The sequence below is a fragment of the Achromobacter sp. FW305-C-28 genome (genome assembly GCF_058783235.1).
On sequence record NZ_JBYSYL010000004.1, the window covers coordinates 129,556 to 155,086 of the forward strand.

At 68.4% G+C, this 25,531-nt stretch carries 26 protein-coding genes; 10 read left to right on the forward strand and 16 right to left on the reverse strand.

Features of this window, described 5'->3' with window-relative positions:
* The first annotated feature begins 53 nt into the window (after positions 1-53).
* A complete protein-coding gene (locus tag AC3WMR_RS12690; protein ID WP_492265300.1) occupies positions 54-1,517 on the forward strand; it encodes an N-acyl-D-glutamate deacylase in 1,464 nt (487 codons plus the stop codon).
* 34 nt (positions 1,518-1,551) lie between these two features.
* The gene (locus tag AC3WMR_RS12695) at positions 1,552-2,511 is read left to right on the forward strand and encodes a tripartite tricarboxylate transporter substrate binding protein BugE (protein ID WP_492265301.1); all 960 of its coding nucleotides are present in this window, start codon (positions 1,552-1,554) and stop codon (positions 2,509-2,511) included.
* A gap of 85 nt (positions 2,512-2,596) precedes the next feature.
* Here AC3WMR_RS12695 and AC3WMR_RS12700 read toward each other — a convergent pair whose 3' ends face one another.
* From AC3WMR_RS12700 to AC3WMR_RS12720, 5 genes are read right to left on the reverse strand one after another with little or no spacing between them, the layout of a single operon-like run.
* Positions 2,597-4,024, reverse strand: a complete 1,428-nt coding sequence (locus tag AC3WMR_RS12700) for a sulfite reductase subunit alpha (protein WP_492265302.1) — start codon at positions 4,022-4,024, stop codon at positions 2,597-2,599.
* A gap of 3 nt (positions 4,025-4,027) precedes the next feature.
* The gene (locus AC3WMR_RS12705; RefSeq protein WP_492265303.1) at positions 4,028-5,050 is read right to left on the reverse strand and encodes an FAD:protein FMN transferase; all 1,023 of its coding nucleotides are present in this window, start codon (positions 5,048-5,050) and stop codon (positions 4,028-4,030) included.
* A 14-nt stretch (positions 5,051-5,064) separates the two neighbouring features.
* Positions 5,065-5,865, reverse strand: coding sequence for a DUF4198 domain-containing protein (locus AC3WMR_RS12710; protein ID WP_492265304.1), 801 nt, complete (start codon positions 5,863-5,865; stop codon positions 5,065-5,067).
* Between the two features lie 32 nt (positions 5,866-5,897).
* Positions 5,898-6,413, reverse strand: coding sequence for a DUF2271 domain-containing protein (locus AC3WMR_RS12715; RefSeq protein ID WP_492265305.1), 516 nt, complete (start codon positions 6,411-6,413; stop codon positions 5,898-5,900).
* A gap of 27 nt (positions 6,414-6,440) precedes the next feature.
* On the reverse strand, positions 6,441-7,067 hold the full coding sequence (locus AC3WMR_RS12720; protein WP_492265306.1) for a PepSY-associated TM helix domain-containing protein: 627 nt from the start codon (positions 7,065-7,067) through the stop codon (positions 6,441-6,443).
* 158 nt (positions 7,068-7,225) lie between these two features.
* Here AC3WMR_RS12720 and crcB point away from each other — a divergent pair, with 158 nt between their 5' ends.
* Positions 7,226-7,618 (forward strand): fluoride efflux transporter CrcB, encoded by a 393-nt coding sequence (gene crcB, locus AC3WMR_RS12725; protein WP_492265307.1) that lies wholly within the window; start codon positions 7,226-7,228, stop codon positions 7,616-7,618.
* Between the two features lie 48 nt (positions 7,619-7,666).
* Here the strand turns inward: crcB and hpnE are convergent, their stop codons facing one another.
* From hpnE to hpnC, 3 genes are read right to left on the reverse strand one after another with little or no spacing between them, the layout of a single operon-like run.
* Complete coding sequence (hpnE, locus tag AC3WMR_RS12730; RefSeq protein ID WP_175191881.1) at positions 7,667-8,992, reverse strand: hydroxysqualene dehydroxylase HpnE; 1,326 nt, start codon at positions 8,990-8,992, stop codon at positions 7,667-7,669.
* Positions 8,989-9,852, reverse strand: coding sequence for a presqualene diphosphate synthase HpnD (hpnD, locus tag AC3WMR_RS12735; protein ID WP_492265308.1), 864 nt, complete (start codon positions 9,850-9,852; stop codon positions 8,989-8,991). Before hpnD ends, hpnE begins: the two co-directional genes overlap by 4 nt.
* 19 nt (positions 9,853-9,871) lie before the next feature.
* Complete coding sequence (hpnC, locus tag AC3WMR_RS12740; protein ID WP_492265309.1) at positions 9,872-10,702, reverse strand: squalene synthase HpnC; 831 nt, start codon at positions 10,700-10,702, stop codon at positions 9,872-9,874.
* A gap of 125 nt (positions 10,703-10,827) precedes the next feature.
* On the opposite strand from hpnC, the gene alr reads away from it, so the two are divergent.
* Positions 10,828-11,955, forward strand: coding sequence for an alanine racemase (gene alr, locus AC3WMR_RS12745; RefSeq protein WP_492265310.1), 1,128 nt, complete (start codon positions 10,828-10,830; stop codon positions 11,953-11,955).
* 180 nt (positions 11,956-12,135) lie between these two features.
* Positions 12,136-12,855 carry an SDR family oxidoreductase gene (locus AC3WMR_RS12750; protein ID WP_006396065.1) on the forward strand — a complete coding sequence of 240 codons (720 nt, stop codon included), beginning with the start codon at positions 12,136-12,138 and terminating at the stop codon, positions 12,853-12,855.
* A gap of 119 nt (positions 12,856-12,974) precedes the next feature.
* Here AC3WMR_RS12750 and hpaI read toward each other — a convergent pair whose 3' ends face one another.
* The 4 genes from hpaI to AC3WMR_RS12770 are packed head-to-tail and all read right to left on the reverse strand — an operon-like array spanning position 12,975 to position 16,418.
* Positions 12,975-13,775: a 4-hydroxy-2-oxoheptanedioate aldolase gene (gene hpaI, locus AC3WMR_RS12755; protein ID WP_492265311.1), complete on the reverse strand. Its 801-nt coding sequence runs from the start codon at positions 13,773-13,775 to the stop codon at positions 12,975-12,977.
* Positions 13,776-13,789: 14 nt separating this feature from the next.
* On the reverse strand, positions 13,790-14,593 hold the full coding sequence (hpaH, locus tag AC3WMR_RS12760; protein ID WP_175191886.1) for a 2-oxo-hept-4-ene-1,7-dioate hydratase: 804 nt from the start codon (positions 14,591-14,593) through the stop codon (positions 13,790-13,792).
* A gap of 25 nt (positions 14,594-14,618) precedes the next feature.
* A complete protein-coding gene (locus tag AC3WMR_RS12765; RefSeq protein ID WP_492265312.1) occupies positions 14,619-15,368 on the reverse strand; it encodes a fumarylacetoacetate hydrolase family protein in 750 nt (249 codons plus the stop codon).
* Positions 15,369-15,386: 18 nt separating this feature from the next.
* Positions 15,387-16,418, reverse strand: a complete 1,032-nt coding sequence (locus AC3WMR_RS12770) for a fumarylacetoacetate hydrolase family protein (protein WP_492265313.1) — start codon at positions 16,416-16,418, stop codon at positions 15,387-15,389.
* 201 nt (positions 16,419-16,619) lie between these two features.
* Here AC3WMR_RS12770 and hpaE point away from each other — a divergent pair, with 201 nt between their 5' ends.
* Positions 16,620-18,086: a 5-carboxymethyl-2-hydroxymuconate semialdehyde dehydrogenase gene (gene hpaE, locus AC3WMR_RS12775; protein ID WP_492265314.1), complete on the forward strand. Its 1,467-nt coding sequence runs from the start codon at positions 16,620-16,622 to the stop codon at positions 18,084-18,086.
* A gap of 32 nt (positions 18,087-18,118) precedes the next feature.
* Positions 18,119-18,970: a 3,4-dihydroxyphenylacetate 2,3-dioxygenase gene (hpaD, locus tag AC3WMR_RS12780; RefSeq protein ID WP_492265315.1), complete on the forward strand. Its 852-nt coding sequence runs from the start codon at positions 18,119-18,121 to the stop codon at positions 18,968-18,970.
* 75 nt (positions 18,971-19,045) lie between these two features.
* Here hpaD and hpaR read toward each other — a convergent pair whose 3' ends face one another.
* Positions 19,046-19,495 carry a homoprotocatechuate degradation operon regulator HpaR gene (gene hpaR, locus AC3WMR_RS12785; RefSeq protein WP_492265316.1) on the reverse strand — a complete coding sequence of 150 codons (450 nt, stop codon included), beginning with the start codon at positions 19,493-19,495 and terminating at the stop codon, positions 19,046-19,048.
* Positions 19,496-19,597: 102 nt separating this feature from the next.
* Positions 19,598-20,260, reverse strand: a complete 663-nt coding sequence (locus AC3WMR_RS12790) for a hypothetical protein (protein WP_492265317.1) — start codon at positions 20,258-20,260, stop codon at positions 19,598-19,600.
* A gap of 301 nt (positions 20,261-20,561) precedes the next feature.
* On the opposite strand from AC3WMR_RS12790, the gene radA reads away from it, so the two are divergent.
* The 3 genes from radA to AC3WMR_RS12805 all read left to right on the forward strand — a co-directional run bounded on the left by radA (position 20,562) and on the right by AC3WMR_RS12805 (position 23,132).
* Positions 20,562-21,923, forward strand: a complete 1,362-nt coding sequence (gene radA / locus AC3WMR_RS12795; RefSeq protein ID WP_175191892.1) for a DNA repair protein RadA — start codon at positions 20,562-20,564, stop codon at positions 21,921-21,923.
* Between the two features lie 12 nt (positions 21,924-21,935).
* A complete protein-coding gene (locus AC3WMR_RS12800) occupies positions 21,936-22,715 on the forward strand; it encodes a sulfite exporter TauE/SafE family protein (RefSeq protein ID WP_492265318.1) in 780 nt (259 codons plus the stop codon).
* Positions 22,716-22,895: 180 nt separating this feature from the next.
* Positions 22,896-23,132 carry a hypothetical protein gene (locus AC3WMR_RS12805; RefSeq protein WP_492265319.1) on the forward strand — a complete coding sequence of 79 codons (237 nt, stop codon included), beginning with the start codon at positions 22,896-22,898 and terminating at the stop codon, positions 23,130-23,132.
* A 287-nt stretch (positions 23,133-23,419) separates the two neighbouring features.
* On the opposite strand, the gene AC3WMR_RS12810 is transcribed toward AC3WMR_RS12805, so the two are convergent.
* Complete coding sequence (locus tag AC3WMR_RS12810; RefSeq protein WP_492265320.1) at positions 23,420-24,376, reverse strand: 2-hydroxyacid dehydrogenase; 957 nt, start codon at positions 24,374-24,376, stop codon at positions 23,420-23,422.
* 155 nt (positions 24,377-24,531) lie between these two features.
* A complete protein-coding gene (locus AC3WMR_RS12815) occupies positions 24,532-25,503 on the reverse strand; it encodes a Bug family tripartite tricarboxylate transporter substrate binding protein (RefSeq protein ID WP_492265321.1) in 972 nt (323 codons plus the stop codon).
* Positions 25,504-25,531 lie beyond the last annotated feature (28 nt).

Below are 25,531 nucleotides of genomic sequence, written 5' to 3' on the forward strand. Positions count from 1 at the left end.
CTGCGTAACGAGAGGCCGGCGAACAAGCCCGGCCCGCATCAAGGCGGAGCGGCATGCAGGACACGTTGGATCTGGTGATCGAAGGCGGCTGGGTGATCGACGGGCTGGGCGGGCCGCGCAGGCGCGCCGACATCGGCATCCACGCGCAGCGCATCGCCGCCATCGGCGACCTGTCGGCCGCGCCCGCCGCGCGGCGCATCGATGCGGCCGGCAAGATCGTGGCGCCAGGCTTCATCGACACCCACGGCCACGACGACCTGATGTTCGTCGAAAAGCCGGGCCTGGAATGGAAGACCAGCCAGGGCATCACGTCGGTGGTGGTGGGCAACTGCGGCATCAGCGGCGCCCCCGCGCCGCTGCCCGGCAACACCGCGGCAGCGCTGGCGCTGCTGGGCGAAACGCCGCTGTTCGGCGATATGGCCGAGTACCTGGCCGCGTTGCAGGTGCAGCAGCCGATGATCAACGTCGCGGCGCTGGTGGGCCACGCCAACCTGCGCCTGGCGGTCATGCGCGACCCGGCGGCGCAGCCCACCGATGCCGAACAGCAGGCCATGCAGCAGATGCTGGCCCAGGCGCTGGACGCCGGCGCCGTCGGCTTCAGCACGGGCCTGGCCTATCAGCCGGGCGGGGTTGCTGGGCAAGCCGAGCTGGACGGCCTGGCGCAGGTGGCGGCGGCGCGCGGTGCGCTGCACACCAGCCATATCCGCAACGAAGGCGATGCGGTCGAGGAAGCGGTCGACGAGGTGCTGTCGATCGGCCGGCGCACGGGCTGCGCCACGGTGCTGTCGCACCACAAATGCATGATGCCGCACAACTGGGGCAAAAGCCGCGCCACGCTGGCCAACATCGACCGCGCCCGCGCCGACGGGGTGGACGTGGCGCTGGACATCTACCCGTACCCCGGCAGTTCGACCATCCTGATTCCAGAACGCGCCGAACTCATCGACGATATCCGCATCACCTGGTCGACCCCGCATCCCGAATGCGGCGGCCGGATGCTGGCCGACATTGCCGCGCAATGGGGCTGCGACCGCGCCGAGGCCGCGCGCCGCCTGTGTCCGGCCGGCGCCATCTATTTCGCCATGGACGAAGCCGAAGTGCACCGCATCTTCCAGCACGAGCGCTGCATGGTCGGGTCCGACGGTCTGCCCAACGACGCCCATCCGCATCCGCGGCTGTGGGGCAGCTTCACGCGGGTGCTGGGGCGCTACGTGCGCGAAGCCGAACTGCTGACGCTGGAGGCCGCCGTGGCCAAGATGACCGCGCTGCCGGCCCGCGTGTTCGGCCTTGCCAACCGTGGCCGCCTGGCGGTGGGCGCCTGGGCCGACGTGGTGGTGTTCGATGCCGATACGGTCGAGGACCGCGCCACTTGGGACGCGCCCACGCTGGCGTCCACCGGCATCGAGCACGTGCTGGTCAATGGCTGCCCGGTGTTCCCGGCCCTGGCCGGCGCCCAGCGCCCCGGCCGGATACTGCGCCGCGAAGCCGTAGCGACCGACTCCGATTTTTCCCAATAACAAGCAGAACCCATCCTCACAGGAGACAAGCCTCATGATCCGCAAGACCTGCGTCGCCCTGGCGCTGGCCGCCGTATTGCCGGCCGCCCACGCTGAATTTCCCGATCGTCCCATCACGCTGATCGTGCCGTTCCCGGCCGGCGGCCCCACCGATATCGTCGGCCGCCTGGCCGCGGCCAAGGCTGGCGAAATCCTGGGCCAGCAGATCGTGGTGGAAAACCGCACCGGCGCGTCCGGCACCATCGGCATGGCCGCCACCGCACGCGCCAAGCCGGACGGCTACACCGTGGGCCTGGCCACCGTCAGCACCCACGGCACCGCGCCGCACCTGTTTCCCAACCTGTCGTATGACCCGGTGAAGGATTTCACGCCGGTCAGCAACCTGGTCACCAGCCCCAACATCCTCAGCGTCAATCCGAAGTACCCGGCCAAGACGCTGGCCGAGTTCGTCACGCACGTGCGCGCCAACCCGTCCAAGGACGGCTACGCCAATGCCGGCGCGGGCGGCATCAACGACCTGGGCATGATCTGGTTCCTGCAGATCACCGGCGGCAAGATGAACAGCATCTCGTACCGCGGTTCCGCGCCCGCGCTGACCGACACGGTGGGCGGCGTGGTGCCGGTCATCTTCGACAACTTCCCGTCGTCGCTGCCGTACATCAAGAGCCAGCACCTGCGCGCGCTGGCCATCACGGGCCCGGCCCGCAATCCGCGCCTGCCGGACGTGCCGACCTTTGCCGAGCAGGGCTACAAGGACTACGACGTCACGGCCTGGTACGGCGTGGTGGCCCCGGCGGGCCTGCCCGACGCGGTGCGCGACAAGCTGGCGCGGGCCTTTGCCCAGGCCGTGCGCGACCCCGCCACGGCGGCCAAGATGGAAGAGACGGGCGCATTCCCGCTGGGCAACACGCCCGCGGAATTCGCCGAGCAGATCCGCACCGAGCGCGACCGCTGGAAAGCGGTGATCGACAAGGCGCAGATCAAGCTGCAATAACGGGGCTGGGGTGTTGCCCTGGCGAGGCCGGCCAGGGCGATGCTTGCCGGCTGGCGCTTGATGCAAGACGCTTGATGCCGGCGATCTAGTACACGTCGCGCCGGTAGTGGCCCTCGTGCAACATGGCCTGCACCCGGTCGTCGCCCAGTATCTGGCGCAGGGCGGCATCGACGCCGCCAGCCATGCCTTGCAGGCTGCCGCAGACATAGACCGCGGCGCCATCGTCCACCCACGCCGCCACGCGCACGGCCTGTTCCAGCAGGCAGTGCTGCACATAGCGGCGTTCGGCCTGGTCGCGCGAATACACCGCGTCCACGCGGGCCAGCGTGCCGTCCTGGCGCCAGGCGCCGATCTCGGCGCCGCAGAAGGCATCGTGCGCCGCACTGCGTTCGCCGAACACCAGCCAATTGCGCGTGTGGCCGATGACACGGCGCGCCTTGATCAGCGCCCGCAGGCCCGCCAGGCCCGTGCCGTTGCCGATCAGGATCATCGGCCGATCATCATCCGGCGCATGGAAATTGCGATTGCTGCGCACCCGCAGGGCAATCTCGTCACCCGGCTGCGCGATATGGGTCAGCCAGCCGCTGCCCAGGCCCAGCCCGCCGTCCGCGGCGCGCATCTGGCGCACCAGCAATTGCAGCGCGCCATCGGCAGGCAAGGACGCAATCGAGTATTCACGGTGCGGCAGCAGCGGCCCGCCCCGTTCCTGGCGCGGGCCGATTTCCGCGATATCGCCGGCCTGCCAGACGGGCGCTTCGCCGTCTGGCGGCGTCAGCGTCAGCAGATAGCAGGGGCCGCCCTGGCTGCCGGGGTTGAGACACTCGCGGTGCGCCAGGCGCCACGATTGATAGGCCGGGGCCTGCCAATCGGGCAGGTCGCTGCGGCCGGCCAACAGGCCCAGGTGATGCTGCCAATGGCGCAGCGCGGCCGGGTCGCCATCGTCGACCTCGACCAGATCGAACAGCGGCGTGGCGCCCTGGTCGTGCAGCCAATCATCCAGCCGATGGCCGAAGCCGCAGAAGTGCGCGTAGTCGCTGTCGCCCAGCGCCAGCACGGCGTATTGCACGCCAGCCAGCGGGGCGGCGGGCGGCGGCGCAGACTCAGGGATTGCCGCCGCGTCAGGGCGCGTATGGTGGCCGTGCGCGCCATGCATCGCGTGTTCCGCGAACCCGGCCGCCGCGTCCGGTGGATCGCCTTCGCCGTAGGTGCTGGCAATGAACAGGATGCGGCGGTAGCTTGCCAACCGGGCAAGATCCAACTGTCCCAGCGGCACGGCCTGCACGGCCAGGCCGCCGCTGCGCAAGGCGTCGGCGGTCTGGCCCGCCAGCGCCTCGGCATAGCCGGTCTGGCTGGCGTAGGCGACCAGCAGGGTGTCCTGGTGGGCCGGCGCATCCAGTCCGTGCAGCGTGGCCGCGGCCTGGGCCTGCCGCCGTTGGCCGCGGCGCCAGGCCCAGCCACACAGCAGCAGCCAGGCCAGCACCACGCACGCGGCGGTTATCCAGCGTAGCGTCATGGATCAGGGTTGTGCGGCCAGCGCCTGGAAGGCGGCGGTGGCGCTGACGCGATAGCCGGCGGCCTCGCGCAGGATGAACAGGGCGGCCAGGCCGTGGCGTTCGGCATAGGCCAGGCCCTCGTGTTCGCCCAGCACCGTCAGCGCCGTGGCCAGCGCGTCGGCCTGCATGCAGCCGGCATGCAGCACGGTGACGGACGCCACGCCATTGCGCACCGGCTGGCCGCTGCGCGGATCGATCGTGTGGGCATAGCGGGCATCGCCGTCGCCGGCATGGCGGCGGTAGTCGCCCGACGTGGCGATGCTCAGGTCTTGCAGCGGCAAGGCCAATGCGTGGTTATCGCTGCCGTCCGGCACTTCCACCGCCACGCGCCACGGCGCGCCGTCGGGGCGTTGGCCGCGCGCCCGCAGTTCGCCGCCCACTTCAACCAGGTAGCGGGTGACGCCCAGCGCATCCAGCGCCTGGGCGGCGCGATCCACGCCATATCCCTTGGCAATCGACGACAGGTCCAGATACACGCCGCCCGGCTGCCAGGCGGCCTGGCGGGACGCATCCAGCCGCACGCGTTGCCAGCCGCAACGCTGGCGGGCCGCGTCGATGGCGGCGGGCGAGGGCGGTTCGAAAGCGCGCTGCCATGGCCCGAAGCCCCAGGCGTTGACCAGCGGCCCTACCGTCGGGTCATAGGCGCCGTCGCAGTCCTCGGCCAGCGTCAGCGCATGGTGCAGCACATGGAAGAACTCGGCGGGCAGCGCGCGCCAGCCCGGGCCGGCGCGGTTGTACAGGCTGATGTCGGCGTCGGCTTCCCAGGTGCTCATCTGCGCCACCACCTCGTCCAGCGCGGCCTGGATGGCCTGCCGTGCCATCGCCTCGGCGGTGCCGGCGGGCAGCGCCAGCCGCGCCGACCAGGTGGTGCCCATGGTCGCGCCCGCCAACGCGGCCGCGCGCCGGGGCAGGGCGCCCAGGTTCACGCGGACCTGCAGGGCAGCCGGCGCCGCGCCGCGCGGCGCGTAGGACGGAACAGAGGCCATTGCCGCGCCCGGGATCAGGGCTGCAGCACTTCGACCGTGCCGGCGTACGACAGGCGGCGCTTCTTGGCCTGCGGCACGCTGACCTTGGCGTCTTCGGTGCCCGCTTCGATCCAGTACAGGCCCGGCTGCGGCCACTTGACCGAGAACTTGCCGTCCTTGTCGGTCTTCACGGCGATCTCGCCAACCTTGTCGCGGTAGCGGCTGCCGCCGGGCACGATGGTCACGTCCAGGTCGGCGGCGGGTTTGCCGTCCAGCAGCAGCTGGAAGTTGGCCGATTCGCCGGTGAACAGGTCGTTGGGGTGGGTGGCGGGCGCCAGTTCCAGGCCGCGGCCCACCGGCTTGATCGCCGACGGCTTGCCGGCGGTGACGAAGGTTTCGACGCGGCCCAGGCTTTGCGTCACTTCCAGGTCGGCGGCGTTGGCCGGCACGGCCTGGGCCAGGCCTTCCGGCTTGCCGAAGTAGCGCTTGGGCTTGCCGTCTTCTTTCCAGCGGGCGAATACGCCGTCGTTGACCACCGCGATGCGGTAGGTGCCGGCCTGTTTGAGCTGCAGGTCGAACGTGCTGCGCAGCTTGCCGCGGTTCAGGTTCTCGGCTTCGGCGGCCGAGCCGTCCGGCGCCACCACGGCCAGGCCGTCCAGGCGCAACGGCGCGTGGTTGAAGTAGAACTTGTCGTTGCCCACCGCGGCATCCACGGTGATCCAGCTGTCGGTGCCCGACAGCACGGTCGAGGACGGCACCATCCAGACGTCATGGGCATGGGCGGCGAAGGGCAGGCACAGCGCCAGGGCGGCGGCCAGTTTGGCGACGGATTTCATGGTTGCGTTCCTTGTGCAGGGAGGGGGGCAGATCAAGGTTTCAGGTCCAGGGCGATGGCGCCCAGCTCATGTTCGCCACGGGCCGTCAGTTGCTCGGCTTTTTGCGGCGGCCACTGGAAGGGAATGCGCAGCAACTCGCGGCCGCCGACTTCGCGGGCGGCCTCGACCACCACGGCGTATTGGCCCGGCTTCAGTCCAGCCAACGGCTTGGAGGCCGCATCAAAGCTCAGCGCGTGCTTGCCGGCGGGTTTGGTCGCGCCGCTCACGCCGTCCACGGGGAAGGTCTGGTTGCGGCCGCTGCGGCGCCACCACTGGCGCATGTCCTTGAGCCATTCGGTGCCTTCGTTGTTCTTCTTGGCCACGTCGTACCAGACGGCCAGGTCGGACGCCACGCTCTGGTCGGCGTTTTCGATCCAGATGGCGACGTAGGGGCGGTGGTATTCGGCCACGTCCAGGCGTGGCACTTCGATGGACAGGCCGATGTCGGCGGCGTAGGCCGTTCGGGCGATCAGGCCGGCCAACAGGGCCGACAGCAACAACTTGCGCATGGAAATCTCCAGGGCGGATCGGATGAATCAGTGAATGAAGAGCAGCGCCAGCACCAGCGGAATCACGACGCCCAGCCCGACCATGGGCCAGGTCGCGCCGCGATTGCCCGCGTGCATCTTGAGCAGCACCAGCCCGGTCAGCGAAAAGACCAGACAGGCGATGGCGAAAATGTCCAGGAACCAGCTCCAGGCCAGCCCCGTGTTGCGGCCCTTGTGCAGGTCGTTCAGGTAGGCGATCCAGCCGCGGTCGGTGCGTTCGTATTCGACGTCGCCGCTGGCCCGGTCGATCGACAGCCAGGCATCGCCGCCGGCGCGCGGCAGCGACACGTAGACTTCGCCGGCCGACCATTCGGCGGGTTTGCCCGCGGCGCCCGCGTCCAGTGCCGTGTCCAGCCATTGGGCGACCGGGGCGGGCAGGGGCGCTTTCTTTTGACCGGCCGGGGCGGCCAGTTGCGCCAGCACGGCGTCGGGCAGGCGGGCTTCGCGGCTGGTCACGACCGCCTTCGATTCGATGTGCGAGGCGTTGTTCAGCGTCAGGCCGGTGATGGCGAACAGCAGCATGCCCAGCAGGCACAGCGCCGAGCTGATCCAATGCCATTGGTGCAGCGTCTTGAGCCAGTAGGCCCGGCGCCGGGGGGATGCGTGACTGTCCATGGGGTGGGCAAAATTCAAGGGCCGGATTCTATCATTCAAATGAGAATTACTCTTATAGAACAGATTATTAACGTGCGAATAGATTTCAATCGATTTCGGACCCATTCCCGTGGCGGCGATAAGATAGGCATCCCTGTCCGCCCAGTGCCCTTGTACCCATGTCCGTCTACCAGACCTTGATTCCCCTGAACTTCCTGGCCGTGGCCGTGGGCGCCGTGCTGGGCGCATGGGCCCGCTGGCTGGCCAGCCTGTGGCTCAACACCGAGTCCTGGCCCTGGGGCACGCTGGCGGTCAATCTGGTCGGGGGGTACCTGGTGGGGCTGGTGCTGGCGCTGGTGGCCGGCCATCCGGAATGGCCGGCCTGGGTGCGGCTGGGCGCCATCACCGGCTTCATGGGCGGCCTGACCACGTTTTCGACCTTCTCGGCCGAAACGGTCGCGATGCTCGAACGCGGCGCCTATGCCGGCGCGCTGGGCTATGCCGGTTTCAGCCTGCTCGGGTCGTTGCTGTTGACGGGGTTGGGGCTGGCCACGGTCAACCTGTTGCGCTGACGCAAGCGGGGCGGGCGGCGTGGCCGCGCCGCCTGCGTGCGAACCGGTTCAGTCGCCGGCGCGCGGATTGAGCACCCGCGCCGCTTCCAGTCCGCTGCGTACCGCGCCTTCCAGCACGCCGGGGTAACCCGTGTCGGTCCAATCGCCGGCCAGCGCCAGCGTGGGCCACGGCGTGGTGTTCAACGGCCGATGCAGGCCGGGCACCGCGGCAAAGGTGGCGCGCTTTTCAATGAACAGTTCCGCGGACGACACTTCCGGCATCGGCGGCAGCCGCTGCGGATAGCCGGCAGCCTGCTCGGCCACCTGGTCGATCAGCGCCTCGATGGCCTGCTGGCGGTTGCGGTCGGTCAGCGTGGTGGCGGCGCTGGCCACCACCGCCAGCTCGCCGGCCTGCGCGTCGCCCGCCAACTGGGCGCGGTCGAACAGCCATTGGCCGACGTGGCCGCGGGCGCGATCCTCGCGCAGCATCATCATGGGTTCGGGCAGGCGCCAGGGCTCTGCCAAACGCAGGTTGAGCGTGGCGATCGGCAGGTAATCGAAGGCCCGCAACGCGTCCAGCAAACCGGTTGCCCCCGCCGCCCGCAGCGGGCCGTCGAGCAGGCGCGCGGCAAAGGTCGGTGGCACGGCCAGCACGGCCGCGTCAAAGCGTTCCTGGTTGATGTCGATACCGTTGTCGGACGGCTGCAATTGGCGCACCGTGCTGCCGTAGCGCATGGTGACCTGGCGCGCGGCGGCATCGGGCCACAGCGCCGACAGGTCGGTGCACGGCAGCAGCAGGTCGCTGTCTTCGCGGCGGCCGGCCAGGCTGTCGCGCAGCACGCGCGCGAACAGCACGGCGCTGGCCGTGGTGACCGGGGTATTCAGGGCGGCCAGGCAGAGTGGTTCCCAGACCTGGCGGATCAGCGTGTCGGACTGCGCGTGATAGTGCAGCAGCTGCTGCACGGTCCAGTCGCGCGGCGGCGTCCAGGACATGGTGCGCAGGCCGCGCATCAGGCGCAGCGTGGCCAGGCGGTCGCCCCATGACAGGCCGCGGGCACGCAGGATCGCCACCGCCATGTGCAGCGGCGCCGGCAGGCGCGGGGCCGACAGGCGGAAGCGGCCATCCAGGCTGGCCAGCCGCAGGGGGCGGCGCATCAGCAGCGCGTCGGGGTTGCGGCCCACCCGGCGCATCAGCGCCAGTGTGTGCTTGTAGGCGCCCGACAGCAGGTGCTGGCCGTTGTCCAGCGGGGATTCGAAACCGTCGTGAAAGACGCGCCGGGCGCGTCCGCCGGGCGTATGGCCGGCTTCAAAGACCGTGACTTTGGCGCCGGCTTCGCGCAGGGCGACGCTGGCGGCCAGCCCGGCCCAGCCGGCGCCGATGACCGCGGCCTTCATCGCGCCAACCGGCGGACCAGTCCACGTCCGCCGCCCACCCAGGTCTTCCAGGCCAGCCAGAGCTTGCGCAGGGGCGTCAGCGAAATGCGCTGATGCAGCACCTGCCAGTTGTCGCGCTCGATCTCGTCGAGCAGCGCGTGGTAGATCGCCGCCATCATCAGGCCGGGGCGCTGCGCGCGCCGGTCGGTGTCGGGCAGGCTGCGCATGGCTTCGCGGTACAGCTCGCGGGCGCGGTCGGCCTGGAACTTCATCAGGGCCGAGAAGCGCTCGGAATACTCGCCATTCAGGATGTCCGAGGCCTTGACCTCGAACTGCTGCATGTCGTTGACCGGAATGTAGATGCGGCCGCGGCGGGCGTCGTCGCCTACGTCACGAATGATGTTGGTCATCTGGAACGCCAGGCCCAGCTTTTCGGCGTAGACCAGCGTGGCCGGATCGGTATAGCCAAACACGCCGGCCGACAGCTCGCCGACCACGCCGGCCGCGTGCCAGCAGTATTTGCGCAGGCCGGGCCAGTCCAGGTAGCGGGTCTGGTCGAGGTCCATTTCCATGCCGTCCACGATGGCCAGCAGGCGTTCGCGGGTGATCGAACAGCTTTGCAGGTGCGGCTGCAGCGCGCGCGTCACGGGGTGGTCTGGCTTGCCGTCGAACATCTGGTCGACCTGCGTGCGCCACCAGGCCAGCTTGATGCGCGCCAGCGACGGGTCGGTGCATTCGTCCACCACGTCGTCGACTTCGCGGCAGTACGCATACAGCGCCGTGATGGCGCGGCGCCGCTCGGGCGGCAGGAACAGGAAGGAATAGTAGAAGCTGGAACCGCTTTTGGCGGCTTTCTCCTGGCAGTACTCGTCAGGGGTCATAGTTGGCAGGGCCGGTTACTTACTTGATAGAGCGCCACAACATGATGGCCCAGTCTTTGGCGCCCAATTCGGGGCGATTCATGAATACATCGTAGCCGCCCGCCTCGATACGCTCCAGTACGCGCAGGCCGCCTTGCACCACCAGGCGCAGTTCCAGGCCGATGCGGCCCGGCAGGCGGCGCGCCAGCGGAGCGCCGAAGTGTAGCAGCGCGCGTGTGCGTTCGACCTCGAACGCCATCAGCTCGCGCCAGGCGGGCGTCAGGCGGGCCGCGGCCAGGTCTTCTTCGGATACGCCGAAGCGGCGCAGGTCTTCCTGCGGAATGTAGACGCGGTGCTTATGCCAATCGACCCGCACATCCTGCCAGAAGTTCACCTGCTGCAAGCCGGTGCAGATGGCGTCCGACTGTTCGACGTTCTGCGGATCGGCCGCGCCGAACAGGTGCAGCATCAGGCGGCCCACCGGGTTGGCCGAGCGGGTGCAGTAGTCGGCCAGGGTGGCGTAGTCGTCGTAGCGCTTGACGCTGATGTCCTGCTCGAAGGCGGACAACAGGTCGTAGAAAGGGGTGATGGGCAACTGGTGCCGGGCGATCGTGGCGGCCAGCGGCACGAAGATGCTGGCCAGTTCGGGCGCGCCGGGGGCGGGCACCGTGCCGGGCTCGGCGCCGATGCGGTGCAGTTCGGCGCGAAATGCGGCCAGCTGGGCCAGGCGTTCGGCGTCGTCGGCGCTGCCTTCGTCGGCAATGTCGTCGGCGGCGCGGGCAAATCGGTACAGATCGGTCACGGCGCCGCGCAGCCTGCGCGGCAGCAGCAGCGAGGCAACGGGGAAATTCTCGTAGTGATCGATGGGCATATGGGGTCCTGCGGTCTGGCCGGGACGGGCCGGAACCAGATCATTTTAGAGTACGCGCGGCGAGGCGATCCTGCTGCCGCCGCCACGCCGATCAGTTAGACTTAAGCGCCACAGGATCTCATACCATGCCCCGCCCAGTCTCTGCCACCGTTTCCGTCTCTGCCCTGGCGCACAACCTGGCCGCCGTGCGCCGCCACCTTGACCAGACCGCCGCCGCCGCATCCGGCCTGCCGCCCTCGATCTGGGCGGTCATCAAGGCCAACGCCTACGGCCACGGCATCGAGCAGGCCGTCGCCGGCTTCTCCAAGGCGCAGGGCCTGGCCATGCTGGACCTGGACGAAGCCGTGCGCTGCCGCGAATCCGGCTGGGGCGGCCCGATCCTGCTGCTCGAAGGCTTTTTCAACCCGTCCGACCTCGACATCGTCGACCGCTACCACCTGAGCACCACGGTGCACCAGCGCGAACAGCTCGACATGCTGGCGCGGGCGCGCCTGACGCGCCGGGTCGACATCATGCTCAAGCTCAACAGCGGCATGAACCGGCTGGGCTTTTCGCCCGCCGCCTACCTGGCCGCCCACGAGCGCGCCCAGTTGCTGCAGCAGCAGGGCACGGTCGGCTCGATCGGCAAGATGACCCACTTCGCCTGCGCCGACGGCCCCCAGGGCGTCAACGAGCAAATGGCCGTCTTCAATTCGGTGACGCATAAGCTGCCCGGGCCGGTCAGCGTCTGCAATTCGGCGGCCACCCTGCGTTTCGCCGAGATCGCCGTGGCCTCGGAAAACCAGGCCCACTGGGTCCGTCCCGGCATCTGCCTGTATGGCGCGTCGCCGTTCGCCGATGCCGACGCGGCCTCGTTCGGCCTGAAGCCCGCCATGTCGCTGCACTCGGAAATCATTGCCGTGCAGGAGCTGAAGGCCGGCGACTCGGTCGGCTACGGCGCGCTGTTCCGGGCCGACCGCCCCATGCGCGTCGGCATCGTGGCCTGCGGCTACGCCGACGGCTACCCCCGCCACGCGGCCACTGGCACCCCGGTGGCCGTGGCCGGCATCCGTACCCGCCTGGTGGGCCGGGTCTCGATGGACATGCTCATTGTCGACCTGGACCCGATTCCTGCCGCCGGCGTCGGCACCCCGGTGTCGCTGTGGGGCGAAGACGGCCCCTCGGTGGACGAAGTCGCCCTGGCGGCCGGCACCATCGGCTACGAGCTGCTCTGCGCCCTGGCCCCCCGCGTGCCGGTCACCCGCGACGTCTGATCCCGACGTCTGATCCTTTTGGGGGATGCCCGCCCTGGCGCCCCGCCCGCAGGGGTGTCCAGCGTGCAAGAATTGCTACGCAATTTACAAGACAGCCAACGCCGGATGGTGTCTACTTGAAAGACCGGGCGCCCAGGCGCCCGTTTTCGACCCAGTAAACAATCAACGAGGTTTCGATCCATGAAGGACAAATGCGTGCTCATTACGGGCGCCACCAAAGGCATAGGCTGGGCGCTTACTCAGCGGCTGTCCGACATGGGTTGTCATGTGGTCGGCATCGCGCGCAATACCGGCGATGTGGATTTCCCCGGCTATCTCTATGCCTGTGACCTGGCCGACGCTGGCCGCACCGAAGAAGTGCTGCGCGAAATCCGCGAGAAATTCCCCGTCGACGCCGTGGTCAACAACGTCGGCATCGCTTCGCCCCAGCCGCTGGGCGAAATCGACCTGGCCACCCTGTACAACGTGCTGGACCTGAATGTGCGCGTGGCCGTGCAGGTCACGCAGGCCTTCATCGAATCGATGAAAGTGCGCCGCGCCGGCCGCATCGTCAACGTCTGCAGCCGCGCCATCCATGGCGGCCTCGAACGCACTGCCTACTCGGCCGCCAAGAGCGCGCTGGTAGGCTGCACCCGCACCTGGGCGCTGGAACTGGCCGAATACGGCGTCACCGCCAACGCGGTGGCCCCGGGCCCGATCGAAACCGAAATGTTCCGCGCCACCCGCCCCGCGGGCAGCGAAGGCGAAAAGCGCGCCTTGGCCTCGGTGCCCATGAAGCGCCTGGGCACGCCGGCCGAAGTGGCCGCCGCCATCGCCTTCCTGCTGTCGGACGACGCCGGCTTCATCACCGGCCAGGTGCTGGGCGTGGACGGCGGCGGCAGCCTGGGCGGCCGTTCCTGACCTGACATCCGCGGGCGCGAATCGCATCGACTCCGCGCCCACCAAGACAAACCGGCCCGCTGCTAGCGGGCCGGTTTTCATTGGGTCTTCGTGACCGGGGCGTCACCGGCCCCGGCGCTTCAATACGGCCCGTTGGCCGCATCCACCGTCTTCACATTCTTGAATTCGCCCGCCAGCTTTTCGGCGGCGCGGGCCAGCAGCACGGCATCCACGCCCACCGCCACGAAGGTCGCGCCCAGCGACAGGTAGTGGCGTGCCTGCGGCACGCCGCTATGCAGGATGCCGGCGGCCTTGCCCGACTTGACGATGCGGGCGATGGCCGCCTCGATGACCTGGGTGACCTCGGGGTGCTCGGGCTTGCCCAGGTAGCCCATGCTGGCCGACAGGTCGGCCGGGCCGATGAAGGCGCCGTCCACGCCGTCGATGGCCAGGATCTCGTCCAGCGCGTCGATGGCACGCGGCGTTTCGATCTGCACGATCACGCACATCTCGTCGTTGGCGCGTTCGAGGTAGTCGGGAATGCGGTTCCAGCGCGACGACCGGGCCAGCGCGCTGCCCACGCCGCGAATGCCGGCGGGCGGATAGCGCACCGCGGCCACGGCGGCCGCGGCTTCTTCGGCCGACTGCACCATGGGCACCAGCAGCGTCTGTGCGCCGGTGTCCAGGATCTGCTTGATTTGTACCGGGTCGTTCCAGGCCGGGCGCACCACCGGCGCCACCGGGTAGGCCGCCACCGATTGCAGCTGTGCCAGCGTGGTCTGCAGCGTGTTGGGCGCGTGTTCGCCATCGATCAGCAGCCAGTCAAAGCCGGCGCCGGCACAGATTTCAGACGTGTAGGCGCTGGCCAGTCCGGCCCACAGGCCGATCTGGGGTTTGCCGGCGCGCAGGGCGCGCTTGAAGTGGTTGGTCAGGATATCCATGGGCGGCAAAGGGATCAGATGAAGTGGCAGTTGACGGAACCCAGCACGCCGTAATCGACATTGAAGGTATCGCCGGGGCGGGCCAGCACCGGGCGGGTGAACGACCCCGACAGGATGATCTCGCCTGCTTCCAGCGCCACGTCGTGGGCGGCCAGCTTGTTAGCCAGCCATACTACGCCATTGGCGGGGTGATTCAAGACGCCCGCCGCCACGCCGGTTTCCTCGATCACCGCGTTGCGCGACAGGATCGCGCCGACCCAGCGTAGATCCAGTTCGTTCATCTTCACGGGCCGTCCGCCCATCACCACGCCGGCATTGGCGGCGTTGTCGGCGATAGTGTCAAACACCTTGCGCGGGCGCTTGCTGTCGGGGTCGATGCTGTGCGAGCGCGCATCGATGATCTCCAGCGCCGGAATCACGTAGTCCACCGCGTCGTACACCTGGAACAAGGTGACGTCGGGGCCGCGCAGCGGCTTGCCCAGCACGAAGGCCAGTTCTACTTCCAGGCGCGGCAGGATGAAGCGGCCGGCGGGAATGTCGCTGCCGTCGGCAAAGAACATGTCGTCCAGCAGCATGCCGAAATCGGGTTCGTCGATCTGCGAGGCCTGCTGCATGGCGCGCGAGGTCAGGCCGATCTTGTGGCCGCGCTTGATGCGGCCTTCGCCCAGCTTGATGTCCATCCAGGCCCGCTGGATGGCGTAGGCGTCGGCGATGGTGATGTCGGGGTGTTCCAGCGAGATCTGGCGGATCTGCTGGCGGGTGCGTTCGGCGTCGTGCAGGCGCGCGGCGATGGCGTGTACGGTGGCGGAGTCGAGCATGGCGAAGGTCCAGGGTGGGGGAATGTCAGGCGGAGTAGGGAACCAGCGTGTTCACGAGCCGGCCGATGCCGTCGATCTCGGTCACGACCTCGTCGCCGGGATTGACGTTGACGATGCCGTCGGGCGTGCCCGTCAGGATCAGGTCGCCGGGCGATAGCGTCATGAAGCTGCTGAAGTATTCGATCAGGGCCGGGATGTCGAACACCATGTCGCGGGTGTTGCCGCGCTGGGTTTCGACGCCGTTGACGGTGGTGCGCAGGTCCAGGTTCATCGGGTCGGGCACGTCGTCGCGGTCCACCAGCCAGGGCCCCAGCGGCGTGCACGTGTCGCGACTTTTCACGCGCAGGTTGGGGCGATACCAATTTTCCAGGTAGTCGCGCAGCGCGTAGTCGTTGGCCACGGTGTACCCCGCCACGTAGTCGTACGCGTGCTCGCGGGCGACGTTGCGGGCAGTCTTGCCTATCACCACCGCCAGTTCGCACTCGTAATGCATGAAGGCCACGTCGGCCGGGCGCAACGTTTGCGCGCGGTGGCCGACGAACGTGTTGGCCGCCTTCAGAAAACCCAGCGGTTCGTCTGGCGCCTTGAACGCCAGTTCCTTGGCGTGGTCGGCATAGTTGATGGCCAGCGTGAAGGTGGTGCGCGGGTCGATGGGCGGCAACCAGGTGACGGCGTCCTCGGCCAGGCAGCGGCCGTCGGCCAGGCGCACCTGGCCGGGGCCGGCTTCGGTGGCCGCATGGATGGCGCCTTCATAGGCGATGCGTGCGTGTTTCATGGCGGGTTCCGTGATGCGTCAGGCCAGGACGTTGCCCAGCGTGCCCACCTGGGCGATGCGGATGTCGTAGCGCTGCCCGGCGCGGGCGCGCGGCGCATCGGCGGCGATGCCGGTGAGCAGGATGTCGCCGGGTTCGAAACTCATGAACGCGGTCACGTCGGCAATCAGCCGGGCGACCGGTCGCACCCGATCGGCCGTGGTCGTGCGCTGCACCAGTTCGCCATCGACGTGCACTTCGATCCGCAGCGCGTCCGGGTCCGTCACCGCGGCGGCCGGCGCCAGGTCGCTGCCGATGGGGCAGAAGCCGTCGCGGCACTGCTGCTTGAGCGCGGGCCGGAAGTAGCTGGCGTGCGGCGCGGACAGGTCGGCCACCACCCGGTACCCGGCCACGTAATCCAGGGCCTGGGCCTGGCTCACGCGGGCGGCGCGGCGGCCAAAGACGATGCCCAGGCACGCGCCGATCGACACTTCGGGCACGTCCGCCGGCAGCGTGATCACGTCGCCGTCGGTGGCATAGGTATTGGCGGGCTTGATGTACAGCACCGGCGCCTGCGGCGGCGCCTTGTAGGGTGGCGCGTTGACGGCCTCGCCCAGCGCGGCCAGGGCCTGGCGGCTGTTCAGCGCCACACCGACCACCGTGCGCGGCAGGGCGGCGCGTTTGGCCGCCGCGCGGTCGGCCAGGTACTCGCGATAGTTGTTGCGCTTGTAGTTCAGCACCGGGTCGGCTTCTTCGACCTGCAGCGAAATGCCCAGCGGCCGGCGCGCCATTTCCGCGGCCAGGGCGCGGTCCAGCGCCTGGAACACGCGTTCGCCCAGCGCCGCCTGCTGTTCGGCGCTGCGGCCGTGGCCGATGCGCAGCAGCACGTGCACGAAGGCATTGTCGGGGTGGCCGTCCACGATCAGGTAGTCATCCACCCGCAGCGCGCGGCTGCGGGCCCCCGCCAGCGGATACAGGCTGCCGTCGCCCACGGCCGCGTCCTGCACCACGCGCATCAAGGCGCGGGTGTCCAGGTCGAGATTGGCGGAATACTCAATCCAGATGTGTGGCATGGCAGGCGTGGGGCAGGCCCCCTCCGGCAGGTATTGTTAGCATGTTAATTATCATAGTGAAAAAGCATGCGGGCGGCAATGCGGGCCGCCACGGGTTTCCCGCCGTTGACAGCGGTAATTTCCCGGGCATAAAGTTAACGAGTTAACTAAATATTCGGCGGGCCGAAGATCCGACCCTTAAAGGCCGACAAGGAGACACGCGTGAGCATCAAGCACTGGATCAACGGCAAGCAGGTCGACAGCGCCGACCGCTTCATCACCTATGACCCGGCCACGGGCGAGGCCATCGACGAAGTCGCCGCGGGCGGCCAGCCGGAAATCGACGCCGCCGTCGCGGCCGCCGCCGAGGCCTTTCCCAAATGGGCCGGCACGCCCGCCAAGGAACGCGCCCGGCTGATGCGCCGGCTGGGCGAACTGATCGACCGCAACGTGCCGCACCTGGCCGAACTGGAAACCCGCGACACCGGCCTGCCCATCTCGCAGACCCGCAAGCAGCTGATTCCGCGGGCGTCCGAGAACTTCACTTTCTTTGCCGAAGTCTGCACCCGCATGAATGGCCACACCTATCCGGTGGACGACCAGATGCTGAACTACACGCTCTACCAGCCGGTGGGCGTGTGCGCGTTGGTGTCGCCCTGGAACGTGCCCTTCATGACCGCCACCTGGAAGACCGCGCCCTGCCTGGCGCTGGGCAATACCGCGGTGCTGAAGATGTCGGAATTGTCCCCCCTGACCGCCGACCAACTGGGCCTGTTGGCGCTGGAAGCCGGCATTCCGCCTGGCGTGCTGAACGTGGTGCAGGGCTATGGCGCGACCGCCGGCGACGCGCTGGTGCGCCACCCCGGCGTGCGGGCCATTTCGTTCACTGGCGGCACCGTCACCGGCAAGAAGATCCTGTCCAGTGCCGGCGGCATCAAGAAATTCTCGATGGAACTGGGCGGCAAGTCGCCCGTGCTGGTGTTCGACGACGCCGACGTCGAGCGCGCGCTGGACGCGGCCCTGTTCACCATCTTCTCGCTCAACGGTGAACGTTGCACCGCGGGTTCGCGCATCTTCGTGCAGGAATCCATCTACGCCGACTTCGTGCGCCGCTTCGCCGAGCGCGCCCAGCGCCTGGCCGTGGGCGACCCCACTGACGAAGCCACCCACGTGGGGGCGATGATCACGCGCCAGCACTGGGAGAAAGTCACCGGCTACATCCGCCTGGCCGAACAAGAGGGCGCCCGCATCCTGGCTGGCGGCCCCGACGCCCCGGCGGGCCTGCCCGCGCGCCTGGCAGGCGGCAATTTCGTGCGCCCCACGGTGCTGGCCGACGTCGACAACCGCATGCGCTGCGCCCAGGAAGAGATCTTCGGCCCCGTCGCCTGCCTGATCCCGTTCAAGGACGAGGCCCATGGCCTGGCGCTGGCCAACGACGTCAAGTACGGCCTGGCGTCCTACATCTGGACGAGCGACATCGGCCGCGCCCACCGCCTGGCGCGCGGCATCGAGGCCGGCATGGTGTTCATCAACAGCCAGAACGTGCGCGACCTGCGCCAGCCGTTCGGCGGCACCAAGGAGTCGGGCACCGGCCGCGAGGGCGGCGAATACAGCTACGAGGTGTTCGCCGAGATCAAGAACGTCTGCGTCTCGATGGGCAGCCACCACATTCCCAAATGGGGCGTCTGAGCCCCGCCATAAGAAATCCGGAGACAACCATCATGGGCAAGCTCGCGCTGGCGGCCAAGGTAACGCATGTGCCGTCCATGTACCTTTCCGAAATGCCCGGCCGGCATCACGGCTGCCGCGAGGCCGCCATCCAGGGCCACCGCGTCATCGGCCAGCGTTGCCGCGACCTGGACGTGGACACGCTGGTGGTGCTGGACGTGCACTGGCTGGTCAACGCCGGCTATCACGTCAACTGCAACGCGCGTTTCGCCGGTTGCTACACCAGCAACGAGCTGCCGCATTTCATCAAGGACATGGACTACGCCTACCGCGGCGATCCGGCCCTGGGGCGGCGCATCGCCGAATGCGCCAGCGCGGCCGGCGTAGCCACGCGCGCCCACGAGATAGCCAGCCTGGAACTGGAATATGGCACGCTGGTGCCGATGCGCTACATGAATGGCGACGACCGCTTCAAGGTCGTCTCGGTGGCGGCCTGGTGCGCCTGGCACTCGCTGGACGACAGCCGCCGCTTCGGCGCGGCGCTGCGCCAGGCCATCGAGCAGGGCGACGGCCGCGTGGCGGTGCTGGCCAGCGGGTCGCTGTCGCACCGTTTCAACGACAACAACAGCCCTGAAGCCGCCATGCACCAGATCAGCCGCGAGTTCTACCGCCAAGTCGACCTGCGGGTGGTGGACCTGTGGCGCCAGGGCGACTGGAAGACCTTCTGCGCCATGCTGCCTGAATACGCCGAGCTGTGCGTGGGCGAGGGCGGCATGCACGACACCGCCATGCTGCTGGGCTTGCTGGGTTGGGATGCCTACGACCGGCCCGCCGAGATCGTGACGGACTACTTCACCAGTTCGGGCACCGGGCAGATCAACGCGATCCTGCCCGTGCCGGACTGAACCCGGGCCAGGCGGGCGCCGGGTCGTCCCGCGCGCCCGCACGGATAGCCGGGCAGGCGCGGGGCCGTGCGGGGGTCACTCCGTCGTGGCGGGCTCGCGCTTGATCAGCTCGACCATCGCGTCGACGTCGGTGTACAGGCGGTCCAGCAGCGCTTTGCCGATGCGCGCTTCGATTTCCTGGTACTTCGCATCCACTTGCGGCCGCATGCGGTCGATCAGCTTGTTGCTCTTGGGCGTCAGCGAGATTTCCTGGCGCCGCTGATCGGCGTTGGAGCGCACGCGCTTGATCAGGCCTTGCTCTTGCATGCCGGCCAGCATGCGGGTCAGGCTGGGGCTCAGGATCTGGCAACTGCGGGCAATCTGGTTGGGTTCCATCGAGCCGACTTCGCTCAGCGTGCGCAACACCCGCCATTGCTGTTCCGTCACGCCCGCGGCGTGCAATATCGGCCGGAAATGCGCCATCAGGGTTTCGCGCGCGTAAAGCAGCAGGTGGGGAAGGTTGCGGTGGTGGAAGCTCGGACTCATGGCGGCCATGTTAGCAAGAAGCCGTTCGATTTCTTGAGGGTATCAACGTCCAGGCCCGCAAGGAATGCGGGCCTGGGGGAAACGGAACGAGGAAAAAAGGGGTCAGGAAGCGGGGTTCTGCTGCGCCAATTCGTGCAGGTCGTCGGGCAGCGTCAGGTCGGGGGCGCCTTGCTGCAGTTCGCGCAGCGCGGCTACGGCCTCGTCCTGCTGGTCGTCCTGCATCAGGCTGCGGATGTGCGCTACGCGGGCTTCGATATCTTCTTCACTGAAGGCGACGACCTCGGCCGTGGCGGCCTCGGCGGGCTGCTCGGCGGCAGTTTGCGCCGTGGCTTCCGGGGCGGCGGGTGTGGGCGCGCTGGCCTGGACGCTGCTGGCAGGCACGGCGGCAACCGGCGCGGCGGGCGTTTGCGCGGCGCGCTGGACCGCAGCGGGCGCGGCTTGCGGTGCCGGTGTTTCCGACGCCATGACGGGGCGCGGGGCCGGGGCGCGCTCGGCGGTGGTGCCCACTTCATGGGGCACGGCCAACTGGGCGTTCATGTCGGCCATTTCTGCGCTTTCGCGCATGTCGGTCCAGACGAACACGCCGGCCACGATGGCCAGGCAGGCGGCCGCAGCCCAGCCCGGATGCCAGCTATGGCCGGGGTGCCAGGTGCGGCGCACGGCCGCTTCCAATTCGGGGCTGCCGCCTGCCCTGGGCTTGCGATACAGGGCGCGCAAATCCAGTTCGTCGTCTTCGTCGAAGGGGGGGCGATAGGTAATGCTCATGCGCGTACTCCTCGCGCATATGCCTGGTGGCAGGGCATATCCGCGGTTGACCCTTGCTTGTGCCGCACCGGTGGTCCGGCGATCTCGTCCAGGCGTGGGTCGTGTTCCGGTTTAGATGTTGATTATGCGCGATTTGAAGAAATCTGCCAGTGAATTTCGTGTATTTGCAGGGTGTAACGTGACGATGTCCCCGATTGTGCAAGCCAACTGACAGCCAGGTGCACCAGTACGGGGCAAAGCGGGGCAAAAACGCGTGCGCGCGGCGCGCCGGGGGCGGGGGCTTGCCGGTACACTTTCGCCCATGGCCAAATCCCGAACCGTCTATGTGTGCGCCGACTGCGGCGGCACGACCCCCAAGTGGCAAGGCAAGTGTCCGCACTGCAATGCCTGGAACACCCTCGAAGAAACCGTGGAATCGTCGGCGCCCGCCGCCGCCGCGCACCGCTACGCGCCGCTGGCCTCCAGCAGCCCGGTGCGCAGCCTGTCCGAAATCGAGGCCCGTGAAACGCCCCGCCAGCCTACCGGGCTGGACGAATTCGACCGCGTGCTGGGCGGCGGCCTGGTGGCCGGCGCCGTGGTGCTGATCGGCGGCGACCCTGGCATCGGCAAGTCCACCCTGCTGTTGCAGGCGCTGGCCTCGCTGTCGGAAACCACCAACGTGCTGTATGTCACCGGCGAAGAATCCGCCGAGCAGGTGGCGCTGCGCGCGCGCCGGCTGGACTTGCAGACGGGCAATGTCAACCTGCTGGCGGAAATCCGCCTGGAAGCCATCCAGGCGGCCGTGTCCGAACAAAAGCCCACCGTGGCCGTGATCGACTCGATCCAGACGCTCTACAGCGGCGAACTCACGGCCGCGCCCGGGTCCGTGTCGCAGGTGCGCGAATGCGCCGCCCAGCTCACGCGGCTGGCCAAGCAGACCGGCATCGCCATCGTCATGATCGGCCACGTCACCAAAGACGGCGCCCTGGCCGGGCCGCGCGTGCTCGAGCACATCGTCGACACCGTGCTGTACTTCGAAGGCGACACGCATTCGTCGTTCCGCCTGGTGCGCGCCTTCAAGAACCGCTTCGGCGCGGTCAACGAATTGGGCGTCTTCGCCATGACCGACCGCGGCCTGCGCGGGGTGGCGAACCCCTCGGCGTTGTTCCTGTCGCAGCACGAGCAGCAGGTGCCGGGTTCCTGCGTCATGGCCACGCAAGAGGGCACGCGCCCGCTGCTGGTCGAAATCCAGGCGTTGGTCGACAGTTCCCATGCGCCCAATCCGCGCCGCCTGACCGTCGGCCTGGAAGGCAACCGCCTGGCGATGCTGCTGGCCGTGCTGCACCGCCACGCGGGCGTCTCGACGTTTGATCAGGACGTCTTCGTCAATGCCGTGGGCGGGGTGCGCATCACCGAACCCGCCGCCGACCTGCCGGTGCTGCTGGCCATCATGTCGTCGCTGCGCGACCGGCCCCTGCCGCGCGGCCTGATCGCCTTTGGCGAGGTCGGCCTGGCCGGCGAGATTCGCCCCGCGCCGCGCGGCCAGGAACGCCTGCGCGAAGCCGCCAAGCTGGGCTTTTCCATCGCCCTCATCCCCAAGGCCAATGCGCCGCGCCAGCCTATCGAAGGGCTTGAGATCTGGGCGGTCGACCGCCTGGATGCCGCGCTGGAAAAACTGCGCTGACAGGAGCGTGACGTGAGTTTCTGGCTTATCGCCCTGTGCCTGGGCGCGGGGTGTCTTATCGGCTTCATGGGCGGCGTGCTGGGCATTGGCGGGGGCATGATCGCCATTCCCGCGCTGGTGCTGTTGATGGGCATGTCACAACAGCTGGCGCAGGGCACCGCCCTGATCATGGTGCTGCCCACCATCATGATGGCGGTGCGCAAATACAACCAGCAGACCCGCATCGACCGGCGCGTGGCGCTGGCGGGGGCCGGGGGCGCGGTGGTGTTCACCTGGGTCGGCGCCCGGCTGGCGCTGGGCATCGATTCCAGCACGCTGCGCCTGAGCTTCGCGGTGTTTCTCTTTTTCATCGCGCTGTTCTACGCCTGGCAGACCTGGCGGGCCGGCGTGGCCGCGCGTTCGCCCAAGCCCGCCGCGGGCCGTGCCGCACCCGTGTTCACGCCGCGCCGCGCCAGCGTGCTGGGCGTGCTGTGCGGCACGCTGGGCGGCTTTTTCGGCGTGGGCGGCGCGGTGCTGGCCGTGCCCATCATCACCTCGGTCTTCCGCCTGCCGCAGACCACCGCGCAGGCGCTGGCCCTGTGCATGGTGATCCCGGGGTCGGCCGTGGCGCTGGTCACCTATTCGTGGGCCGGGCAGGCCGCCTGGCTGGTGGGCCTGCCGCTGGCGGCCGGCAGCCTCTTGTTCGTGCCGGTGGGGGTGCGGCTGGCGTACAAGCTGCCTGAACGCAAGCTGAGAGCCTGCTTTGCCGCCATGCTGTTTGCCACCGTGGCGCTGCTGGCATTTGAAAGCTGAGGTCGGGCGCGCACTGCGCGTTTGTCACCATCTCATGACGAAGCGTTAGCGCCGGAAAATTTCCTGTTCCGCGCTGAACCTTCGGCCCGGTGCGGGTTCCAACGGAGTACGGGTCATGCGGCGATGTTGCCGCCCCGAGTAGGAAAGGCCTTCGGGCCGATACCATCAGGAGTTCATGTAATGACGACTCACTCCCGTATCGCTGCGTTCTTGTCCACCTCGGCCTTGTGCCTCGGTCTCGCTGCCGCGCCTTCGGCGTTCGCGGCGGGCGCCGATGCCACGGCCAAGGCGGGCGACACCAAGACCCAGGCGCAGCACAAGCATCACAAGTCCGATAAAACATCCGCCAAGCAGGCCGCCCCGAAATCGGGCGCTGCCAAAACGGATGCATCGGGCGCCATGGCGCCTGCGAAGTAAGGCAGTACCGCAGTAAGGCAGTACCGCAGTAACCGTAGTTCGCAGTAAATCTTCAACCGCAGTAAATCTCTAACCGCAGTAAATCTCTAACCGCAGTAAATCTTCAATCGCAGTACCGCAGTACCGGGCCGCAAGGTCCAAGTTCCTTTGCAAACGGCGGATGGCCCCCGGGCCTGAAAGCCGAAAGCCTCTCGGTATGGGCACCGAGAGGCTTTTTCGTTTGGGCGCCGCGCAGCGCGCGGGCCCTGTCGGGTATGGGGGGCAGGCGATGACGCCCGCCACCCGCATCATTCCACCGGCGTGATCACGCGGCCGGTATCGAAGTAGGCCTGCAGGTTTTCCAGCATCAGGTCTTCCATCGACTGGCGCGTTTCCAGCGTGGCGCTGCCGATGTGCGGCAGCAGCACGGCCTGGTCGCTCTTGATCAGCGCGTCGGGCACCTTGGGTTCGTGCTCGAACACGTCCAGCGCCGCGCAGCCGAGCTTGCCGGCTTCCAGTGCGGCCACCAGGGCCGCTTCGTCGATGACCGGGCCGCGCGCGATGTTGACGATGATGCCCTTGGGGCCCAGGGCTTCGAGCACTTCGCGGTTGACCAGGTGGCGCGTGCTGGGGCCGCCCACGGTGGCCACGATCAGGAAGTCGGCCCAGGCCGCCAGGTCGGTCAGCGAGGCTTCGTAGCCGTAGTCGATGTCGTCGCGCTTTCTGCGGTTGTGATAGCGCACCTGCATATCGAAGCCGATGCCGCGGCGGGCAATGGCCTCGCCGATGCGGCCCAGGCCGACAATGCCCAGCTTCTTGCCGCTGACGCGCTGGCCCAGCGGAATGCTGCCGTGCACCTGGCCCCATTGGCCGGCGCGCACGAAGCGTTCGCCCTGGCCCATGCGGCGCGCACCGGCGATCAAGAGGCCCCAGGCCAGGTCCGCCACGCAATCGGTCAATACGTCCGGCGTGTTGCTGACCTGCACGCCGCGCTGGTGCGCCGCGGCCACGTCGATGGTTTCGTAGCCCACGCCCCAGCTGCAGATGGCCTTCAGGTCGGGCAGCGCGTTGATGAGTTCGGCGTTGGCGCCGAAGTTGGCCGACGTGACGACGGCGGTCACGCCCTTGCCCAGCTCGGCCAGCACGGCCTTGCGGTCGGGCTGCTTCCACAGTTCGATGACGTCGTAGCGCTGCGCAAGGCGCTGGTTCGCGGAAGGCGAGCCGGCCAGGGAGCCGACCTGGATGATGCGATGCTTGGTGGTCATGTTGTCGTACGGGTGGGTGGCAAAACGTTCATGCTACTTGATCTGGCCTGGAATCCGGCTGACAGGCGGTCGGGTCGGGCGGGGCAGTGGGGTCGGCGGCTTGCGCCGACCCGCCGACGGACCTGCGGCACGGCGCATGTCGGCCGCGCTTCGCGTCATTCCAGCTGGATATTGGCCTTCTGGATCACGTCCTTCCAGCGCTTGACCTCGGCTTCCTGGAAGGCGGTGAACTGCTGCGGCGTGTTGGCCACGACCTCGAAGCCCAGGCCCTGCAGCGTCTTCTCGGTCTGCGGATCGCGCAGCGCCGTCTGCAGCGCCTGGGTCAGCTGCTGCACCACGGCCGGCGGCGTGCCCTTGGGCACGGCAAAGCCCTGCCACGAATACACCACCATGTCCTTGATGCCGGCCTCGGCCAGCGTCGGCACATCGGGCAGGTCCGGCGTGCGCGCATCACCGGTGATGGCCAACGCCTTGAGCTTGCCGGCCTTGATGTGGTTCTGCACCGCACCCAGGTTCTGGAACGACACATTCACCTGGCCGCCGATCAGGTCGGCGATGGCGGCGCCGCCGCCGCGGTAGGGCACGTCCACGCCAGTGGTCTGCGTGCGCTGGCGAAACAGCACCGCCGACAGGTGGTCCGACGAACCCGTGCCCGACGAGGCATACGACAGCTTGCCGGGATTCTTGTTGGCGTAGGCCACCAGCTCGGCCACCGTGCTGGCCGGGAAGTCGGCCGACGCCACCAGCACGTTGGGGTTGCGCACCGCCTGGGTCAGGTAGTCGAAGTCTTTGCTGGGGTTGTAGGAAAGGTTCTTGTACAGCGCCTCGTTGATGGCGAAGGTGCCGATCGAGCCGACCATCATGGTGTAGCCGTCGGCCGTGGCGCGGGCCAGCGCCTGCGCGCCGATGGCGCTGTTGGCGCCCGGCTTGTTCTCGACCACGAAGGTCTGGCCCAGCGCCTTGGACAGGCCGGGCGTGACGCTGCGCGCCGTGATGTCGGACGAGCCGCCGGGCACGAAAGGCACGATCATCGTGACGGGCTTGGTGGGGTAGCCGGCAGCCAGCGCCGCCGGTCCGGCAAGCAGCGTGGCCGCGGCCAGCGCAACCGCGCGTAGGGGTTTGTTCATGTTGTCTCCTGGTTCGCGTGATGATGAA

Bases quoted from the DNA above. Each gene is read 5' to 3' on its own strand.
- AC3WMR_RS12690 (WP_492265300.1), top strand. From the start codon at position 54: ATGCAGGACACGTTGGATCTGGTGATCGAAGGCGGCTGGGTGATCGAC.
- AC3WMR_RS12695 (WP_492265301.1), top strand. From the start codon at position 1,552: ATGATCCGCAAGACCTGCGTCGCCCTGGCGCTGGCCGCCGTATTGCCG.
- AC3WMR_RS12700 (WP_492265302.1), bottom strand. From the start codon at position 4,024: ATGACGCTACGCTGGATAACCGCCGCGTGCGTGGTGCTGGCCTGGCTG.
- AC3WMR_RS12705 (WP_492265303.1), bottom strand. From the start codon at position 5,050: ATGGCCTCTGTTCCGTCCTACGCGCCGCGCGGCGCGGCGCCGGCTGCC.
- AC3WMR_RS12710 (WP_492265304.1), bottom strand. From the start codon at position 5,865: ATGAAATCCGTCGCCAAACTGGCCGCCGCCCTGGCGCTGTGCCTGCCC.
- AC3WMR_RS12715 (WP_492265305.1), bottom strand. From the start codon at position 6,413: ATGCGCAAGTTGTTGCTGTCGGCCCTGTTGGCCGGCCTGATCGCCCGA.
- AC3WMR_RS12720 (WP_492265306.1), bottom strand. From the start codon at position 7,067: ATGGACAGTCACGCATCCCCCCGGCGCCGGGCCTACTGGCTCAAGACG.
- crcB (WP_492265307.1), top strand. From the start codon at position 7,226: ATGTCCGTCTACCAGACCTTGATTCCCCTGAACTTCCTGGCCGTGGCC.
- hpnE (WP_175191881.1), bottom strand. From the start codon at position 8,992: ATGAAGGCCGCGGTCATCGGCGCCGGCTGGGCCGGGCTGGCCGCCAGC.
- hpnD (WP_492265308.1), bottom strand. From the start codon at position 9,852: ATGACCCCTGACGAGTACTGCCAGGAGAAAGCCGCCAAAAGCGGTTCC.
- hpnC (WP_492265309.1), bottom strand. From the start codon at position 10,702: ATGCCCATCGATCACTACGAGAATTTCCCCGTTGCCTCGCTGCTGCTG.
- alr (WP_492265310.1), top strand. From the start codon at position 10,828: ATGCCCCGCCCAGTCTCTGCCACCGTTTCCGTCTCTGCCCTGGCGCAC.
- AC3WMR_RS12750 (WP_006396065.1), top strand. From the start codon at position 12,136: ATGAAGGACAAATGCGTGCTCATTACGGGCGCCACCAAAGGCATAGGC.
- hpaI (WP_492265311.1), bottom strand. From the start codon at position 13,775: ATGGATATCCTGACCAACCACTTCAAGCGCGCCCTGCGCGCCGGCAAA.
- hpaH (WP_175191886.1), bottom strand. From the start codon at position 14,593: ATGCTCGACTCCGCCACCGTACACGCCATCGCCGCGCGCCTGCACGAC.
- AC3WMR_RS12765 (WP_492265312.1), bottom strand. From the start codon at position 15,368: ATGAAACACGCACGCATCGCCTATGAAGGCGCCATCCATGCGGCCACC.
- AC3WMR_RS12770 (WP_492265313.1), bottom strand. From the start codon at position 16,418: ATGCCACACATCTGGATTGAGTATTCCGCCAATCTCGACCTGGACACC.
- hpaD (WP_492265315.1), top strand. From the start codon at position 18,119: ATGGGCAAGCTCGCGCTGGCGGCCAAGGTAACGCATGTGCCGTCCATG.
- hpaR (WP_492265316.1), bottom strand. From the start codon at position 19,495: ATGAGTCCGAGCTTCCACCACCGCAACCTTCCCCACCTGCTGCTTTAC.
- AC3WMR_RS12790 (WP_492265317.1), bottom strand. From the start codon at position 20,260: ATGAGCATTACCTATCGCCCCCCCTTCGACGAAGACGACGAACTGGAT.
- radA (WP_175191892.1), top strand. From the start codon at position 20,562: ATGGCCAAATCCCGAACCGTCTATGTGTGCGCCGACTGCGGCGGCACG.
- AC3WMR_RS12805 (WP_492265319.1), top strand. From the start codon at position 22,896: ATGACGACTCACTCCCGTATCGCTGCGTTCTTGTCCACCTCGGCCTTG.
- AC3WMR_RS12810 (WP_492265320.1), bottom strand. From the start codon at position 24,376: ATGACCACCAAGCATCGCATCATCCAGGTCGGCTCCCTGGCCGGCTCG.
- AC3WMR_RS12815 (WP_492265321.1), bottom strand. From the start codon at position 25,503: ATGAACAAACCCCTACGCGCGGTTGCGCTGGCCGCGGCCACGCTGCTT.